General features: G+C 74.5%; 6 protein-coding genes. 5 read left to right on the top strand and 1 reads right to left on the bottom strand.

Translation table 11 applies throughout. From position 1 onward, the window contains the following. The first annotated feature begins 757 nt into the window (after positions 1-757). Positions 758-1,621, top strand: a complete 864-nt coding sequence (locus CP974_RS25965; protein ID WP_031128478.1) for a LysR family transcriptional regulator — start codon at positions 758-760, stop codon at positions 1,619-1,621. A gap of 76 nt (positions 1,622-1,697) precedes the next feature. Here the strand turns inward: CP974_RS25965 and CP974_RS25960 are convergent, their stop codons facing one another. Continuing rightward, a complete protein-coding gene (locus tag CP974_RS25960; RefSeq protein ID WP_031128480.1) occupies positions 1,698-3,266 on the bottom strand; it encodes an MFS transporter in 1,569 nt (522 codons plus the stop codon). A 97-nt stretch (positions 3,267-3,363) separates the two neighbouring features. On the opposite strand from CP974_RS25960, the gene CP974_RS25955 reads away from it, so the two are divergent. The 4 genes from CP974_RS25955 to CP974_RS25940 all read left to right on the top strand — a co-directional run bounded on the left by CP974_RS25955 (position 3,364) and on the right by CP974_RS25940 (position 16,164). Beyond that, positions 3,364-6,213 carry an AfsR/SARP family transcriptional regulator gene (locus CP974_RS25955; RefSeq protein WP_031128482.1) on the top strand — a complete coding sequence of 950 codons (2,850 nt, stop codon included), beginning with the start codon at positions 3,364-3,366 and terminating at the stop codon, positions 6,211-6,213. Between the two features lie 498 nt (positions 6,214-6,711). Continuing rightward, positions 6,712-14,043 carry a non-ribosomal peptide synthetase gene (locus tag CP974_RS25950; protein ID WP_223844437.1) on the top strand — a complete coding sequence of 2,444 codons (7,332 nt, stop codon included), beginning with the start codon at positions 6,712-6,714 and terminating at the stop codon, positions 14,041-14,043. Between the two features lies 1 nt (position 14,044). Next, positions 14,045-15,238: an FAD-dependent monooxygenase gene (locus CP974_RS25945; protein WP_031128486.1), complete on the top strand. Its 1,194-nt coding sequence runs from the start codon at positions 14,045-14,047 to the stop codon at positions 15,236-15,238. Positions 15,239-15,249: 11 nt separating this feature from the next. After that, on the top strand, positions 15,250-16,164 hold the full coding sequence (locus CP974_RS25940; RefSeq protein ID WP_051838885.1) for an SDR family oxidoreductase: 915 nt from the start codon (positions 15,250-15,252) through the stop codon (positions 16,162-16,164). Position 16,165 lies beyond the last annotated feature (1 nt).

The raw sequence follows: 16,165 nt of genomic DNA, 5'->3' as shown, positions 1-16,165 counted from the left end.
GGGGAAGCGGCCGCAGCGGCGGCGCGCCGGCGAAGACCGGCGGGGGTGAGGACGTGCTGACGGACGGCGCACGGGCGGCCGTACCTGGAGAACCGCAGGCCAGAGCCCATGTCGCGGCGTACGGAGGCGGCCCCCCGCCCTCGGGGGGCGGCTTCGGAGGGGCGGGGCTGCGCCCCCGCAGCGACCGGCACCCCGTGACCGGGGTGGGGGCGCGCGGCGCGCCGGGGCAGCCCGGCGGGCCGTGCGGCCAGCGTCCGGCCCCGGCCCGCGGCGCCCCGCACCCCGGACGCGCCGCGGGTATCCGAGCGGCTTTCCGATAGGCGCCCCGAAGTCATTGACCGGAATGTCCCGGCGAGTACGCGCCGGGCATCCCCGTATCCACCGACCGGCATCGGCGGGTCGGCCCTCTCCCGAGACCCGGAAGGAACTCGTGATGCGCACACCGGGGCAGCCCGGCACGCCGAACTCCCGCCGGGGTCCGTCATCGCCCCCCTTTCCCGCCACGGAGTCCGGTGTCGCCCCGCACGGTCGCGCCGCCTCCTGGCGCGCACCGCCGTCCGGCGGCCTCGACGCGCTGTGACGGGACGTGCCCCGCCCCGGCCCTGCCGGGTCCCTCCCCCCAATTCGGCGAGCGGTCCTCGTATTGCGCGCCACCGCTCCCTTCCGGAGCACTCCGGCGTCACACCCGATTCCCACGAGGCCGGCTTCCGCGCACCCCCCACCCCTCATACTCCCTCGGCGAAAGGGAACCAGCGTCATGTCTGTTGGCATTCACCATTTGAGGACGTTCCTCATGGCGATCGACGAGGGCAGCATCTCGAAGGCCGCGGCGCGGTTGCACATGGCGCAGTCCGCGGTGTCCCGCCGGCTCGCGGAGCTGGAGCGCCATGTGAAGCAGCCCCTGCTGGAGCGCTCGGCGGAAGGGGTGCAGCCCACGGTGGCCGGGAAGATGTTCTGCGCCAAGGCGGACGCCGCCGTCACCGCCTTCGACGACGCCATGCGCTCCGACCTGCACCGGGTGCGCCCGCTGCGGGTCGGATACGCCTGGTCGGCCGCCGGCGTGTACACGAGCCGGATCCTGCGGCGCTGGCAGGAGAAGAACCCGGACGTACTGGTCCGGATGAGGCGGGTCGACGACCCCGCGGGCGGACTGACCAGCGGCCTGTCGGACGTGGCCATCATGCGCACCCACGCCCGGCGCCGGAGCCTGCACGAGGAACTCCTCGTGATGGAGCCGAGGGTCGCTGCCGTGTCGGTGGACAACCCGCTCGCCGCGATGGGCGAGGTCCGGCTGCCCGACCTCGCCGACTACCCGCTCGTGATCAACTCGTTCTCGGGCACCACCAACCTGGAGCTGTGGCAGGAGGGCCGGCAGCCCGCGGTGGCGGTGGAGGTGGACACCATCGACGACTGGCAGACCTACATCGCCGCCGGTGTCGGTGTCGGCCTGACACCGGCCTCCACCGCCTGGATGCATCCGCATGCGGAGATCAGATACCTTCCCGTTCGCGATGCCCCTCCGGTGCCGGTCTATCTGGTCTGGGCGTCCAACAACCAGCATCCGGCACTGCGCTCCTTCATCCACCTGGCGCGGGACGTGGTGGCGGAGGTCGCCGAGTAGCCGGGGCCCGCGGTCCGCGCCGGCCCCGGCGCCGCGCCCCGCCGACGGGCGGCGGGCGCGCGCCCGGTTCCTCCGGTCAGACCTGCGACTTGGCGGGCTCCGCAGGCGCCGCGGCCTCGCCGGCCTCCGGCTCGTCGCCGCCGATGATGCCGACGTGCCGCAGGACGACGGCGGACAGGAACGCGAGGATCAGCGTGCACACCGCGGCGACGAGCATCGCGGTGTTCAGTCCGGAGGTGGCCGCCTCCTTGGCCAGGTCGATCCAGCCCTCGGGCATCCGGTCGGCCGTCGAGGCGGCGCCGGCGAGGCTGTCGCCCGCCACGTCCGCCACGTCGGCGGGCGTGCCGGCGGGGATCTGGTCGTCGATGCGGGCGCGGTAGACGGCGGTGGCCAGGCTGCCCAGGATCGCCACGCCCAGGGCGAGGCCCAGCTCCTGGACGGTCTCCGACATCGCCGAGGCCGAACCGGCCTTCTCCGGCGGCGCCGCCCCGACCACCAGGTCCGTGCCCAGGGCCGCGATCGCCCCCAGTCCGAGGTAGACGAGACCGAAGCCGATCACCATCAGGGCGATCCCGCCCGAGGAGTCCACCAGGGTGAGCAGCACGTACCCGACCATCGACAGGGTCAGGGTGGCGGCCACCACGATCCCCGGGGGCACGCGGCGCGCGACCAGCGGGGAGCCGATCGCGGCCAGGAACATCAGCAGCGCGGGCGGCCCCATCCACAGACCCGCCTCGACGGGCGGCAGGCCCTCCACGAGCTGGAGCTGCTGGGTGATCAGCAGCATCGAGCCGCCGACGCCGACCAGGCCGACGAGCAGGACGCTCAGCGCGGCGCTGAAGGTGCGGTTGGTGAAGAGGCGCACGTCGAGCAGCGGGCTCTCCAGCGTGCCCTGGCGCCGGACGAACAGCACCGCGAAGACCAGGCCGATCACCGTGGCGGTGATCGTGGGGACGTCGAAGCCGTCCTTGGCGAACCGCTTGACCGCGTAGATCACCGGCAGGATCGCGACGAGCGACAGGGCGACGCTCAGCAGGTCGAAGCGGCCGCTCTGGGGCGCCTTGTACTCGGGGATCAGGATCGGCGCGGCCACCAGCAGCACGACCGCGACCGGCACCGCCAGGAGGAACGCCGAGCCCCACCAGAAGTGGTTCAGCATCACACCGCCGACCACCGGCCCGAGCGCCATGCCGAGCGCGAAGCTCGTCGCCCAGACCCCGATGGCCAGGGAGCGCTGGCGCTGGTCGGCGAACATGTTGCTGATCAGTGCCAGGGTGGACGGCATCAGGGTGGCGCCGGCGATACCCAGGGCGGCGCGCGCGGCGATGAGCATCTCGGCGCTGCCCGCGTAGGCGGCCATCACGGAGACGGCACCGAACGCGGCGGCTCCCAGCATCAGCAGCTTGCGGCGGCCGATCCGGTCGCCCAGCGTGCCCATGGTGATGAGGAAGCCGGCGATCAGGAAGCCGTAGGCGTCCATGATCCACAGTTCCTCGGTACCGCTCGGGCGCAGGTCCTCCGCCAGCGAGGGGAGGGCGAGATACAGCACGGTGACGTCGAGGCCCAGCAGCACGGTGGGCAGGGAGAGGACGGCCAGGCCCCCCCACTCCCGCGCACCGGCCCTCCGTTCGGTCGTTGTGCTCATGGCACTCCCATGCAATTCGAGTCAGAGAACGTACGGGGCCACTGTGCCGACCGTCACGCACGATTTCCTGAGGGTCACTCGGCGATACACTGCGACCATGCGTTACGGGGTGCTTGGCCCGCTGGCCGTCTGGGACGCCGAGGGGCGGCCGATCAAGGTCCCCGAAGCGAAGGTCCGCGCTCTCCTGGCGGACCTGCTGGTCCACGCGGGCGGGCCGGTCCCCGCGGACCGGCTGATCGACGACCTGTGGGCGGGCAATCCGCCGGGCGGCTCCGTCAACACGCTGCAGACCAAGGTCTCGCAGTTACGCCGTGTACTGGGCCGGGACCGGGTGGTCCGCGAGCCCGCCGGATACCGGCTGCTGCTCTCCGGCGACTCCGTCGACGCGCTGCGGTTCCAGGAGCTGGCCGAGCGCGCCCGCGCCCACCGGGAGCCGGCGGTGAAGGGCGACCTCTTCGCCGACGCGCTCGCGCTGTGGCGGGGCCCGGCCTACGCGGACGTGGCGGAGTCCCTGTTCGCCCGCGAGGAGATCGCCCGGCTGGAGGAGCTGCGCCTCTCCGTCGTCGAGGACCAGGCCGAGGTGCGGCTGACGCTGGGCGAGCACACGGCGCTCGCGGCCGAGCTGGGCGAGCTGGTGGCGCGGCATCCGCTGCGCGAGCGGCTGCGGATGGCCCACATGCGCGCGCTGTACCGGGCCGGGCGGCAGGGCGACGCGCTGTGGAGCTTCCAGGAGCTGCGGCGCCGGCTCGCGGATGAGCTGGGGGCCTCGCCCGGACCGGCGATCTCCGCGCTGCACGAGGCGATCCTGCGCCAGGAGCCCCGGCTGGCCGCGCCCGTCGCCGCGCCCCCGCCGTGCCGCACCAACCTTCCGACGCCGCTGACCCCGCTGATCGGGCGGCGGGAGGCGGTCGAACAGGTGCGGGCGCGGCTGGGCCCGGGGGCGCGCACCCGCCTGGTCACGCTCACCGGCCTCGGTGGCGTGGGCAAGACCCGGCTGGCCATCGCCGCCGCCCACGACATGGCCGACCGCTTCACCGACGGGGTGTGGCTGGTCGAACTGGCCGGCCTGGGCGCCGCGTCGACCCCGGACGACATCGCGGAGCGGGTCATCACGACGCTGGGCCTGTGCGACACCGCGGCGACGGAGCCGGACCTGGACGACCTGGTGGGCTGGCTGTGCCAGGCGGTGGCCGACAAGCACCTGCTGATCCTGCTGGACAACTGCGAGCACCTCGTCGAGCAGGTCGCCGTGCTCGCCGGCGCCGTGCTCTCGGCGGTGCCGGCCGGGCACCTGCTGGTCACCAGTCAGGAAGCGCTGGACGTGCCCGGCGAGGTGGTGCACCCGGTGCCCCCGCTGGAGCTGCCGGAGCACACCGACCCCGAGGCGGTCGCCCGGTCCAGCGCCGTCGAGCTGTTCGTGGAGCGGGCGGCGGCCGCCGCGCCCGGCTTCGCCCTGGACGCGAACAACGCGGCGGCCGTGTCCGCCATCTGCCGCCGCCTCGACGGCATTCCGCTCGCCCTGGAGCTGGTGGCGCCCCGGCTGCGGACGCTGGGCCCGGAGGAGCTGGCCCGCTTCCTCCACGACCGCTTCTCCCCACCCGAGGTGCGGGTGCGCGGGCTTCCGGCCCGTCAGCAGACGCTGCGCGGCATGCTCGACTGGAGCTGGCAGCTGCTGGGCGCGGACGAGCGGACCGTGCTGCGGCGCCTCGCCGTGCACGCGGACGGCTGCACCCTGCCGTCCGCCGAGGCGGTCTGCTCCGGCCCGGACCTGGCCGCCGAGCGGGTGCCGGACCTGCTGGCCCGGCTGGTGGACCGCTCGCTGGTGGTCCGTGAGGCGAACCGCTTCCGGCTGCTCGAGTCGGTGGCCGCCTACTGCGCGGAGCGGCTGGCGGAGGCCGGTGAGGAGGCCGCCGTCCGTACGCGGTTCGTACGCCGCCACACCGAGCTGGCCGAGCGGGAGAACGAGCGGCTGCGCGGCCCGGACCAGCGGCGCTGCCTGGAGCGCCTGGACGCGGAGACCGTCAACCTGCGCCGCGCCCTGGACCTGGCGGCGGACGGTGGCGCCGGGAGCGCCGACGGGTACGCGGTGCGGCTGGTGAACGCGCTGACCTGGTACTGGTTCCTGCGCGGGCGGCTCACCGAGGCCCGCCGGTCGCTGCAGGCGGCGCTGGCGGCCGGCGACGGGGCCGAGCCGTCCGCGCGCCTGGCGGCGCGCGCGTGGCTGACCGGCATCGAGCTGCGCACGTCGTCGGCCGGCGCGGCGCCGGTCCCGGCGGGCGAGGACCCGGCGGCGGGGGTCGACGACCCGGTGCTGCGGGCCCGGTTGCGGTGGTTCGTCGGCACCGGCCTGATCGGGCAGGGCCGCCACCGGGAGGGGCGGCGGCTGGTGGAGGCGAGCCTGGCCGGTGCCCGCGCCGCGGGCGACCGCTGGGGGGAGGCCGCGGCGCTGGTGGAGCTCGCGGGCCATGTCCCGCCGGTGCGCGGCGAGTCCCACGCGGAGCTGGGCGCCGCCCTGTTCCACGAGGTCGGCGACCGCTGGGGCCAGCTCCGGGCGACCCGGTCCCTGGCGCTCGCGGCCGAACGCCACGGCGACCGCGCGCGCACGGAGCGGCTGCACCGGGAGGGGCTGGCGGCGGCCGAGGAGCTGGGGCTGTGGACGGAGGTCGTCGAGGCGCTGACCTGGCTCGGCAAGACCGCCCTGACGGGCGGTCACGCGCGGCGGGCGACGGAACTGTACGAGCGCGCGCTGTCGGTGTCCACCGAGCGGGCCTACAGCCGGGGCGAGGTCCGCGCCGAGATCGGCCTGGGGCTCGCCGCCCGGCTGCGCGGCGACCGGGAGGCGGCCAGACGCCATCTGAACCGCGCCCTCGCCAAGAGCCACGCGCCGGCCCAGGCCGCCGACGCCGAGGCCGCGCTGGCGGAACTGGACCTCGTCGCCGGGGCGTGACCGCCCCCGGACCCAAGCTCCGGGCCGGGGTCGTGGCCCGGCCCCCACGGACGCGTCCGTACCGGGGCGTGCCACGGGCCCGGCCGCACGCGAGCAGCCCTTGCCGGGGTGTGGCAGCACGTCCTCGGGCTGTCGGCCGGCCCCCGCACGTCTCGCCCGCCCCCGATCCCCTCCGCCGCGCCGGCGCTCCCTGCCCCCGCCGCCCGGTGTGATGCGGCCCCGGCCTCGGGCGCGGTCCGTCGCCCCGTCGCCGCCTTGTCGTCGCCCCGGCCCCGGTGCCACGCGTCGGCCCTGTGCCGGTCGTCCGACGCCGCCTCGCGCCCCGCGGCCTGAACGGCGCTCATGACAGCTCCCGCGACGGGGTGACCTGCGGCCCACTACGCGTTCGTCCCGCGCCCCTACTCGATCACGCAGTAGCCGTGTGAAAGTCCCCGCACCTAGCCTGTCCGGAGCCGTTGTTTATTCGCGTACGAATGACAGGCGAAGGAGTGGAATTCAGTGGGGACCGAAGCTGAATCCAGTGCCCTCGAATTGACCGGCTACCAGCGGGACATCTGGGCGGCCGAAGCACGGACACCGGGGAACTGCCAATTCAACGTACTGGTGCACGAGCGCCTTGAGGGCGCCGTGGACCGGGAGCTCCTCGGCGCGTGCCTGGTGCGTGCGGTGCGCGGGCACGACGCCTTCCGGCTGCGGTTCGGCGAGGACGGCGACGGGGTCCCGCGGGTCCGGCGCCTCCCCGACACGCCGGAGTCCTGGGCACCGTCGTTCGAGTGGGTGGACCTCTCCGGCGAGCCGGACCCCGGCGACGCCGCGCGGGTCTGGTGCGAGGAGGAGCTGGGCCGGCCGCTGGACGTGCGGAACGGGCCGGTGTTCCGGGCCGCGCTGCTCAGCGAGGGGCCGGACGTCGTCCACCTCGTCCTGACCTCGCACCACATCGTGACCGACGCCTGGGCGCTGAACGCGATGACCTTGCGGATCCTGTCCGACTACCGGGCTGCGACCGGCCTCCCGTCCGGCGCGGGCGGGGCTGCCGCCCCGGCCCCGCAGGCCGATGCGCCTTCTTACTGGGATTCCATCCGGGCGTTCGCCTCCCCGTCCGCCGGCGCGGACCGCGAGAACGCGGAAGGTGGGGCGGAGAAGGGCCGGGAGAGCAGCAGGGAAAGGGAACACGAAAAGGAACCGGAAAAGGGAACGGAGAAGGACCGCGCGTTCTTCCGGAAGTATCTGGAAGGGGTCGCGCCCGCCCTCTTCCCCCGTTCCGGCGCGGCGCGGCCCGGCCGCGGCCGGCACTCCTTCACCCTCGACGAGAAGCTCGTCGGGCGCATCCTCGACGCGGGGGCCTCCCCCTTCCCCTACCTGCTCTCGGCGTTCGCGGTGTGCCTGGCACGGCTCCACCAGGAGGACGAGGTCGTCCTCGGCGTGCCCTTCCTGAACCGCCGCACCGACGAGGAGCGGGCGACGATCGGCCAGTTCGCCAACAACCTGCCGGTGCGGATACCGGTGGCGGACGACCCGTCCCTCGTCGGGCTCGCCGAGCGCGTCCGCGAGCTGGTCGGCGAGCTGAGGGAGCACGAGCGGCTGCCGTTCGGCGACATCCTCCGGCAGGCGCCCGCGCAGGGCGCCGACAGCCGCCGGCTGTTCGACGTCACCGTCTCCTACCTGCGCTTCCCCCGGCCCGAGGAGATCCCGGGGGTGGCCCGTACGACCACCGTCATGGCCCCGGTGCACGCCGCCAACGCGCTGTCCGTCATGGTGCAGGCGTTCGAGGACGAGCCCGGTCTGCGCGTCGACCTGGACTACGCCGACGACGTGTTCGACGGGCACCTCACCGCGCAGGCGCTGGCCGGGCACGTGACGCAGCTGCTGCGCCACGGGCTGGACCTGCGCGACCAGCCGTCGTCGGCGCTCCCCATGCTGACCGACGACGAGTACGAGGACATCGTGCGCCGCCGCCAGGGCCCGCTCGTGCCCTACCCGCGGGAGAAGACGCTGCACCAGCTGTTCACCGAGCAGGCGGCCCGCACCCCCGGCCTGACCGCCGTCGTCGACGACGCCTCCGGCGCCACACTCACCTTCGCCGAGCTGGACCGGCTGTCCAACCAGGTGGCGCGGGAACTGCGCGAGCGGGGCGTGGGCCCCGGCGACCGCGTCGCCATCCTCGCGGAGCGCGGCCCGGAGCTGCTGCCCGGCCTGCTCGGCATCCTCAAGGCGGGCGGCGCCTACGTGCCCGTCGACCCCGGCTACCCGGCCGCGCGGATCCGGCTGCTCCTGGAGGACTGCCAGGCGAAGCTGGTGCTGCGCGGCGGACGGGACCTCGGGGAGGCGCCCACCGACGCGCCGGTGCTGCGGATCTCCGACCTGTACCGCGGCTCCGCCGAGCCGCTCGGCACCACCTCGCGCTCCGACGACCTCGCGTACGTGATCTACACCTCCGGGTCCACCGGGCGCCCCAAGGGCGTCATGGTCGAGCACCACGCGGTGGGGAACCGGCTGATGTGGATGCAGCGCCGCTACCCGGTCGGTCCGGGCGACACGCTGCTCCAGAAGACCCCCATCTCCTTCGACGTCTCGGTGTGGGAGCTGCTGTGGTGGGCGGTCCAGGGCGCGCGGGTCGTGCTGCTGCCGCCCGGTGGCGAGAAGGACCCGGGCGTCATCGCCCGGGTGATACGCGAGCACGGCGTGAGCGTGATCCACTTCGTGCCGTCGATGCTCGGCCCCTTCCTCGACCTGCTGGAGGACGGCCCGGACCGCGCGGCGGACGTCCGCTCGCTGCGCTTCGTGTTCTGCAGCGGCGAGGCGCTGCCGGCGGAGCGGGTCGCCCAGTTCAACCGGGTCCTCGGCGGCGGTGACGCGCCGCTCCTGGTCAACCTGTACGGCCCGACCGAGGCCGCGGTCGACGTTTCGTACTTCGACTGCCCGCCCGCGTCCGAGGGGCCGGTCGCGCGGGTGCCCATCGGCCGCCCGGTGGAGAACACCACGCTGTACGTGCTCGACCGGCAGGGCCGCCCCCAGCCCGTGGGCGTGCCCGGCGAGCTGCACATCGGCGGCGTCCAGGTCGCCCGCGGCTACCTCAACCGCCCGGAGCTCACGGCCGAGCGCTTCGTGGAGGACCCCTTCAGTCCGGGCGGCCGCCTCTACCGCACCGGGGACCTGGCCCGGCTGCTCGCCGACGGCGACATCGAGTACCTGGGCCGGAGCGACGACCAGGTGAAGATCCGCGGCAACCGGGTCGAGCTGGGCGAGGTGCAGAACGCGCTGGTCGCCCTGGACGGCATCCGCGACGCCGTGGTGGTCGACCACCGGCCCGGCGGCGGGCGGGGCCCCGTCCTCGTCGCGTACTGCGCGTCCGACGGCGAACTCGACCCCGGCCGGCTGCGGTCGGCGCTGTCCGGAGTGCTCCCCGGCTACATGATCCCGGCGCACTTCGAACGGCTCGACCGCATCCCCCTGACGCCCAACGGCAAGGCCGACCGCAAGGCGCTGCCGGCCCCGTCCCTCGCCGCGCCCGGCGACGGGGGCGACGCGCCGCGCAACAGCCGCGAGGCCGTGCTCGCCGACATCTGGGCGCAGGTCCTGGGAGCCGAGCGGGTCGGCGTGCACGCGGACTACTTCGTCATCGGCGGCGACTCGATCAGCATGCTGCGGGTGCGGGCGCTGGCGGAGAAGGCCGGCATCCGCTTCACGATGGACGACTTCGTCCGCAACCCCACCGTGGCGGGCCTCGCGGAGTGCGCCGAGGTCGCGGCGCCCGCGCAGGACGGCGAGCGGGCCGCGTCGGCGGGCTCGCGCCCCTTCGGCCTCGTCTCCCACCTGGACCGGGCCCGCCTGGAGACGTACGAGGACGCCTACCCGGTCACCCGGCTCCAGCTCGGGCTGCTCTTCCACAGCCAGGAGCGGCAGGACTCCGCGACGTACAAGGACGTCTTCCGGTACAGCCTTCAGATGCCGTGGCAGGAACCGGCGTTCCGGGCGGCCTTCGACCGGCTCGTACGGCGCCACCAGGTGCTGCGGTCGTCCTTCGCGCTCGCCGGGTACTCCGAGCCGCTCCAGCTCGTCCACACGGCCGTCGAGGGCGGGTTGAGCGTGGACGACCGGCGCCTGTCGTCCGCCGAGGCGGCCGAGGCCGCCATCGAGGAGCACATCGCGCAGCGCCGCCGGCACGACTACCGGTTCGACAGCGCGCCGCTGTACCACTTCCGGGCGTTCGTCCTGCCCGACACGGTCGAGCTGGTCTTCAGCTTCCACCACGCCATCCTCGACGGCGGCAGCGTCGCCAACCTCGTGTCCGAGCTGCTGCGGGACTACGGCCACCTGCTGGGACTGGGCCTGGAGCCGGTACCGGACGCCGAGCCGCCCTCGGCCGCGCTGCACGTCGCCGAGGAGCGCGCGGCCGTCGGCAGCGAGGCGAGCCGGGCCTACTGGCGGGAGGCGCTGGCCGGAGCGGTCCAGCCGCACCTGGAGAGCTTCCGCCCCCACGAGGCACCGCGGGCGGACGAGCGCACCGAGTGCGATGTGCGGCTGCCCGCCGACCTCGTCGACGCCGTGCGGGCCACCGCCCGCGACCGGCGGGTACCGGTGAAGTCCCTGCTGTTCGCCGCGCACGTGCTGCTGCTGCGCGCCTTCTCCGGCCAGACCGACCTCACCACCGGACTGGTGGCGCACGGCAGGCCGGAGGTCGACGGCGCCGAGCGCACCTGCGGCCTGTTCCTCAACACCCTGCCGCTGCGGGTCGCCGCGGAGGGGGGCGCCTGGTTCGACGTCGTACGGCACGTGGTGGAGCGGGAGCGGGAGAGCTACCCGCACCGGCGGGTGCCGCTCGCGGTCGTCCAGGAGGACCTGGGCCGCGCGTCACTGGTCGACACGCTGTTCAACTACATCCACTTCCGCCAGCTCGGGGACGTCTTCCGGACGCCGGGGATCACCAGCCGCGGCTTCGCCGTGCGGGAGGAGACCAACTTCTCCCTGGTCGTCAACGCCATGGTCGACCCGGTGGACGAGGGGATCCGGCTGCGGCTGGACTTCTCCGGCCGGACGTTCACCCCGGCGCAGGGCCGGCTGTACACCGACACGTACGTGCGGATCCTGCGCGAGCTCGCCGAGCGCCCGGACGACGCGGTGGACTTCGGCTTCCTCGCGCCGCCGCCGCGGGCCCCGCGGACCGAGCGGCCCCGGACGAACGTGGTGCGCGCCTTCGAGGACGTGGTGCGCCGCTCGCCGGAGGCCGAGGCGGTGGTGGCCGAGGGCCTGACGTGGACCTACGCGGAGCTGGACCGGATCGCCACCCGGATCGCGGTGGGCCTGCTGGAGGCGGGGGTCGCTCCCGGCGACCGGGTCGGCATCGCCATGGGGCGCTCGCCGCGGACCGTCGCCGCGACGCTGGCCACGGCGAAGGCCGGGTGCTCGGCCGTGCCGCTGGACACCGCCTATCCGGTGGACCGGCTGCGGGCCATGATCGAGCAGGGCCGGCCGGCCGTCGTCGTGGTCGACGGGGAGCACGGGGACCTGCTGGACGCCTCGGTGCGGACGGTCCCGTACGACTCCCTGGACGAGGCCGGCGCCGGGGCCGAGGAGGCGGCGGAGCTGCCGGAGGTCTCCGAGGACGCCGAGGTGTACCTGCTGTTCACCTCGGGCTCGACGGGACGGCCGAAGGGCGTGTCGGCGCCGTACCGCTCGATGTCCAACCTGGTGGCCTGGCAGAACGGGATCGCCAGCACCGCCGAGGGGGCCCGGACGCTGCAGTACGCCGCGCTCAGCTTCGACGTCTCGTTCCAGGAGCTGTACTCCACGCTGTGCGGGGGCGGGACGCTGGTCGTCATCCCGGAGGAGCTGCGGCGGGACATGCCGGGGCTGCTGCGGCTGCTCGACCGGGAGCGGGTGGAGCGGATGCACCTGCCCTACGTGGCCCTCCAGCAGATGGCGGAGGCGTCCAACGCGCTCGGCCTGGTGCCGCGTCACCTGCGCGTCCTGTGCTCCTCGGGCGAGCAGTTCCGGATGACGGAGGACATCCGCCGCTTCTGCGCCCGCCTCGACGGCCTCGTGCTGGACAACCACTACGGGCCCACCGAGACCCACGCCGCGGCGTTCCACGAGATGACCGGCGACCCGGAGTCCTTCCCCGCGCTGCCGCCTGTCGGCCAGCCGATCCACGGGGCCCGGCTGCTGGTCCTGGACGAGCGGATGCGCCCCGTCCCGGTCGGCTGCCGGGGCGAGATCTTCGTCGGTGGGGCGGGCCTGGCCAGCGGCTACGCCGGCCGGCCGGACCTGACGCAGGAGCGGTTCGTGCCCGACCCCGCCGGGGGCGGGCTGCTGTACCGGACGGGTGACGTCGGCATGGTGATGCCCGACGGGAACGTGGTCTGCCTCGGCCGCGCCGACCGGCAGGTCAAGATCCGCGGTTACCGGGTCGAGCCGGCGGAGGTGGAGCTGGTGGCCGCGGAGGCCGCGGCCGGGGAGCCCGGCGCGGTCACCGACATCGCCGTGGTCGCCCGGCGGAACGCGGCGGGCGACGCCTTCCTGGCCGCCTTCCTGGTCGGCGACGCGGAGCGCGCGGACCTGGACGGGCTGCGGCGGCACCTGCGCGCGAAGCTGCCGGACTACATGGTGCCCGCGCACTTCGCCTGGCTGCCCGCCATCCCGCTCACGCCGAACGGCAAGCGCGACGAGGCCGCCCTGCGCGAGATGCCGCTGACCGCCGAGGAGCGGACCGGGCGCACCGCGCCGCGGGACGCCCACGAGCGGGCCCTGGCGGAGATGCTGGCCGATCTGCTCCAGGTGCCCGAGGTGGGGGTGCACGACAACCTGTTCGACCTCGGTGCCACCTCCATCACGGCGATGCGCCTGGTCGTCCTCATGGAGGAACGGTTCGGCGCCGTGGTCCCGCTGTCGGACTTCATCGTGGCGCCGACCGTGGCCGAACTGGCCGGGCGGCTCCGCGCGGCGGGCACCGGGGCGACCGGCTTCGACCCGCTGGTGGCGATCCGGCCGCAGGGGAAGCGGCCTCCGCTGTTCTTCGCGCACCCCATGGGCGGCAACGTGCTCTGCTACGTGCCGTTCGCCAAGCACCTGCCGGAGGACCAGCCCTTCTACGCCTTCCAGGCGGCCGGCGCGGACGTCGGCACGGAGCCGGTGCGCGGCATCGAGAAGCTGGCGGCCGGCTACGTCGAGGCGATGCGCCGGGTCCAGCCGACCGGCCCGTACCACCTGGGCGGCTGGTCCTTCGGCGGGTTCGTCGCCTTCGAGATGGCCCGCCAGCTGCACGCCGCGGGGGAGAGCGTCGGCTCCCTGGTCGTCCTGGACACGACGGCGCTCAACCCGGACCGGCAGCCCTGGACCGACGACGAGGCGCTGCTCGGCTGGTTCTTCTGGGAGCTGCTGTGGCTCCAGCACGGCAGTGCCACGGCCGGGGACCTCCTGCCGCCCGGACTGGCCACGCTGGACGAGAAGTTCGCGTTCATGACCAGGCTCGCGGTCGACGAGGGCGTCCTGCCCGCGGGCAGCGGCGACGCCGTCGTACGCCGGCTGTTCAAGGTGTACGAGGCGAACTGGCGCGCGGCCTTCGACTACCGGCCCGGCACCGTCGACTTCGACCTGGTGCTCGTCAAGGCCAGGGACCCGCTGCCCGGGGTGCTGCTGGAGATGCACACGGCGATCGACAGCATGCACGCCGACCCGGCCAACGGGTGGCGGGACCGCACCTCCGGCCGCCTCACCGTGGTCGAGGTCGAGGGCGACCACCTGACGATCATGGAGGAACCGCGCGTGTCGGACATCGTCGGCACGGTACTGAACGCCATCGGACTGCGGACGAGCGAAAGCGGGCAGCGCTGACATGAATGGGACAAGGACGGCCATCGTCATCGGTGCGGGCATCGGCGGGCTCACCACGGCCATCGCGCTGCGCCGCGTGGGCTTCGACGTGGAGGTGTTCGAGCGGGCCCCGGAGCTGCGGGCCGCCGGCTTCGGCCTCTCCGTGATGAGCAACGCCACGGCGGCGCTCGCCACCCTCGACATCGACCTCGGCCTGGAGAAGCGCGGCCGGGTGATGGAGACGTACCACGTCAAGGACTGGAAGGGCAGGCTGATACGGGAGTTCCCCTTCCCCGAGATCACCCGGCGGATCGGGGTCCCGTGCGTGTGCATCAGCCGGGCCGACCTGCTGGCCGCGCTCCTCGACGCGGCGGCGGACATCCCCGTCACCCTCGACTCGGCCGCCGAGCGCTTCGAGGTGGCCGGCGACCGGGCGCGGGTGCGCTTCGCCGGCGGCCGGTGGGCCGAGGCCGACCTCCTGGTCGGCGCCGACGGGTTCAACTCGGCGATCCGGCGGCAGATCGCCGGACCCGACGAGCCGGTCCGCGACAGCGGGTACATCGCCTGGCTGGGCATCACCGAGTACAGCCACCCCCGGTTCGCGCCCGGCTCCGTGGTGCACCTGTGGGGCGACGGGATGCGGTTCGGCCTGGTCGACATCGGCCGGGGCCGGCTCTACTGGTGGGGCACGAAGAACATGCCGTTCGCCGAGTCCAGCACCTGGGACGGCGGCAAGGCCGGGGTGCTCGACGCCTACTCCGGCTGGCCGGACGAGGTCCGCGAGGCGATCCGGGTGACGCCGCAGGAGGACCTGCTGACGCTGAACACCCGCGACCGGCCGTTCCTGCGGCCCTGGGGCACCGGGCCGGTGACCCTGCTCGGGGACGCCGCCCACCCGATGCTCACCAGCCTCGGGCAGGGCTCGGCCATGGCGATGGAGGACGCCGCCGTCCTGGCGCAGCACCTGCGGGCCGCCCCGGACGTGCCGAGCGGGCTGCGCGGCTACGAGGCCGCGCGGTACGACCGTACGCGGATGATCGTGGAGGCCACCCGGTCGATCAGCGACTTCGAGCAGTCGCAGGGACCGGTGCGCCGCCGGGTGCGCGACGCGTACTTCCGGTGGATGTCGCACCGGAACCTGGTGGGCAAGCTGGAGCCCGCCCTGACCTTCCCGGGCGCGGGCCTGCCCGGCGCGGGCGCGGGGGCGGGCCGATGAGGGGGCGGGCCATGAGCGGGATCGCGGGGCGCGGGCAACTCCCGGCGAGCGGGGCGGTGCTGGTCACCGGCGCCTCGTCCGGGCTGGGCCGGGAGTGCGCCCTGGAGCTGGAGCACCGCGGCTTCCGGGTGCTGGCGGGGGTGCGGCGGGCCGAGGACGGGGAGAAGCTGCTCGCCGAGTCGCTGCACGGCCGGCTCCGCTACGCCCTCGTCGACATCACCGACGACGCGTCCGTGCGGGCCTCCGCGGAGCTCGCCGAGCGCGAGTACGGCGGGCTGCGGGGCCTGGTGAACAACGCGGGCATCTGCGTACCGGGGCCGCTGGAGTGCGTCGACGGCGACCAGTTCCGCCGGCAGCTCGACGTCAACGTGGTCGGGCACCTCGGGGTGATCCGCGCGCACCTGCCGCTGCTGCGCCGCTCGCGCGGGCGGATCGTCAACGTCACCTCCGGCCTCGGCAAGGCCGCCGTCCCGTTCCTCGGGGCGTACTCCACGGCGCAGTTCGCCAAGGAGGCGCTGAGCGACGCCCTGCGGCGCGAGCTGACGCCCAGCGGGGTGCGCGTGTCGACCGTGGCACCGGGCGCCATCCTCACACCGATCTGGAACAAGGTGTCCGAGGCGGGCGACCGGGTGCTGGACGGCGCTCCCCCGGCCGTGGCCGAGCTGTACCGGTCCGCCTTCCAGGCGTTCATGGCCGGCAACGCGCAGCAGGCCCTGGCGAGCCGGACCACGCCCGAGGACTTCGCCCGCGCGGTCTTCCGCGCCCTGACCGACGCGCGTCCCCGCACCCGGTACTGGGTCGGCGCGGACGCACGCCGGATGGGCCGCCTGGCGCGACTGCTGCCCGACGCCCTGATGGACCGCCGGTTCAGCGCGATCACCGCCTCCGTGGGGGCGCCCGGGCCGCTGGAGCGGCAGCCGGGGTAGC

Source organism: Streptomyces fradiae ATCC 10745 = DSM 40063, assembly GCF_008704425.1.
GTDB classification, from domain to species: domain Bacteria; phylum Actinomycetota; class Actinomycetes; order Streptomycetales; family Streptomycetaceae; genus Streptomyces; species Streptomyces fradiae.
This window is presented reverse-complemented; position numbering and strand designations above follow the sequence as displayed.

Coding starts and splice junctions, on each gene's coding strand:
- CP974_RS25940 (WP_051838885.1), top strand. CDS start 15,250: ATGAGCGGGATCGCGGGGCGCGGGCAACTCCCGGCGAGCGGGGCGGTG.
- CP974_RS25960 (WP_031128480.1), bottom strand. CDS start 3,266: ATGAGCACAACGACCGAACGGAGGGCCGGTGCGCGGGAGTGGGGGGGC.
- CP974_RS25955 (WP_031128482.1), top strand. CDS start 3,364: ATGCGTTACGGGGTGCTTGGCCCGCTGGCCGTCTGGGACGCCGAGGGG.
- CP974_RS25965 (WP_031128478.1), top strand. CDS start 758: ATGTCTGTTGGCATTCACCATTTGAGGACGTTCCTCATGGCGATCGAC.
- CP974_RS25945 (WP_031128486.1), top strand. CDS start 14,045: ATGAATGGGACAAGGACGGCCATCGTCATCGGTGCGGGCATCGGCGGG.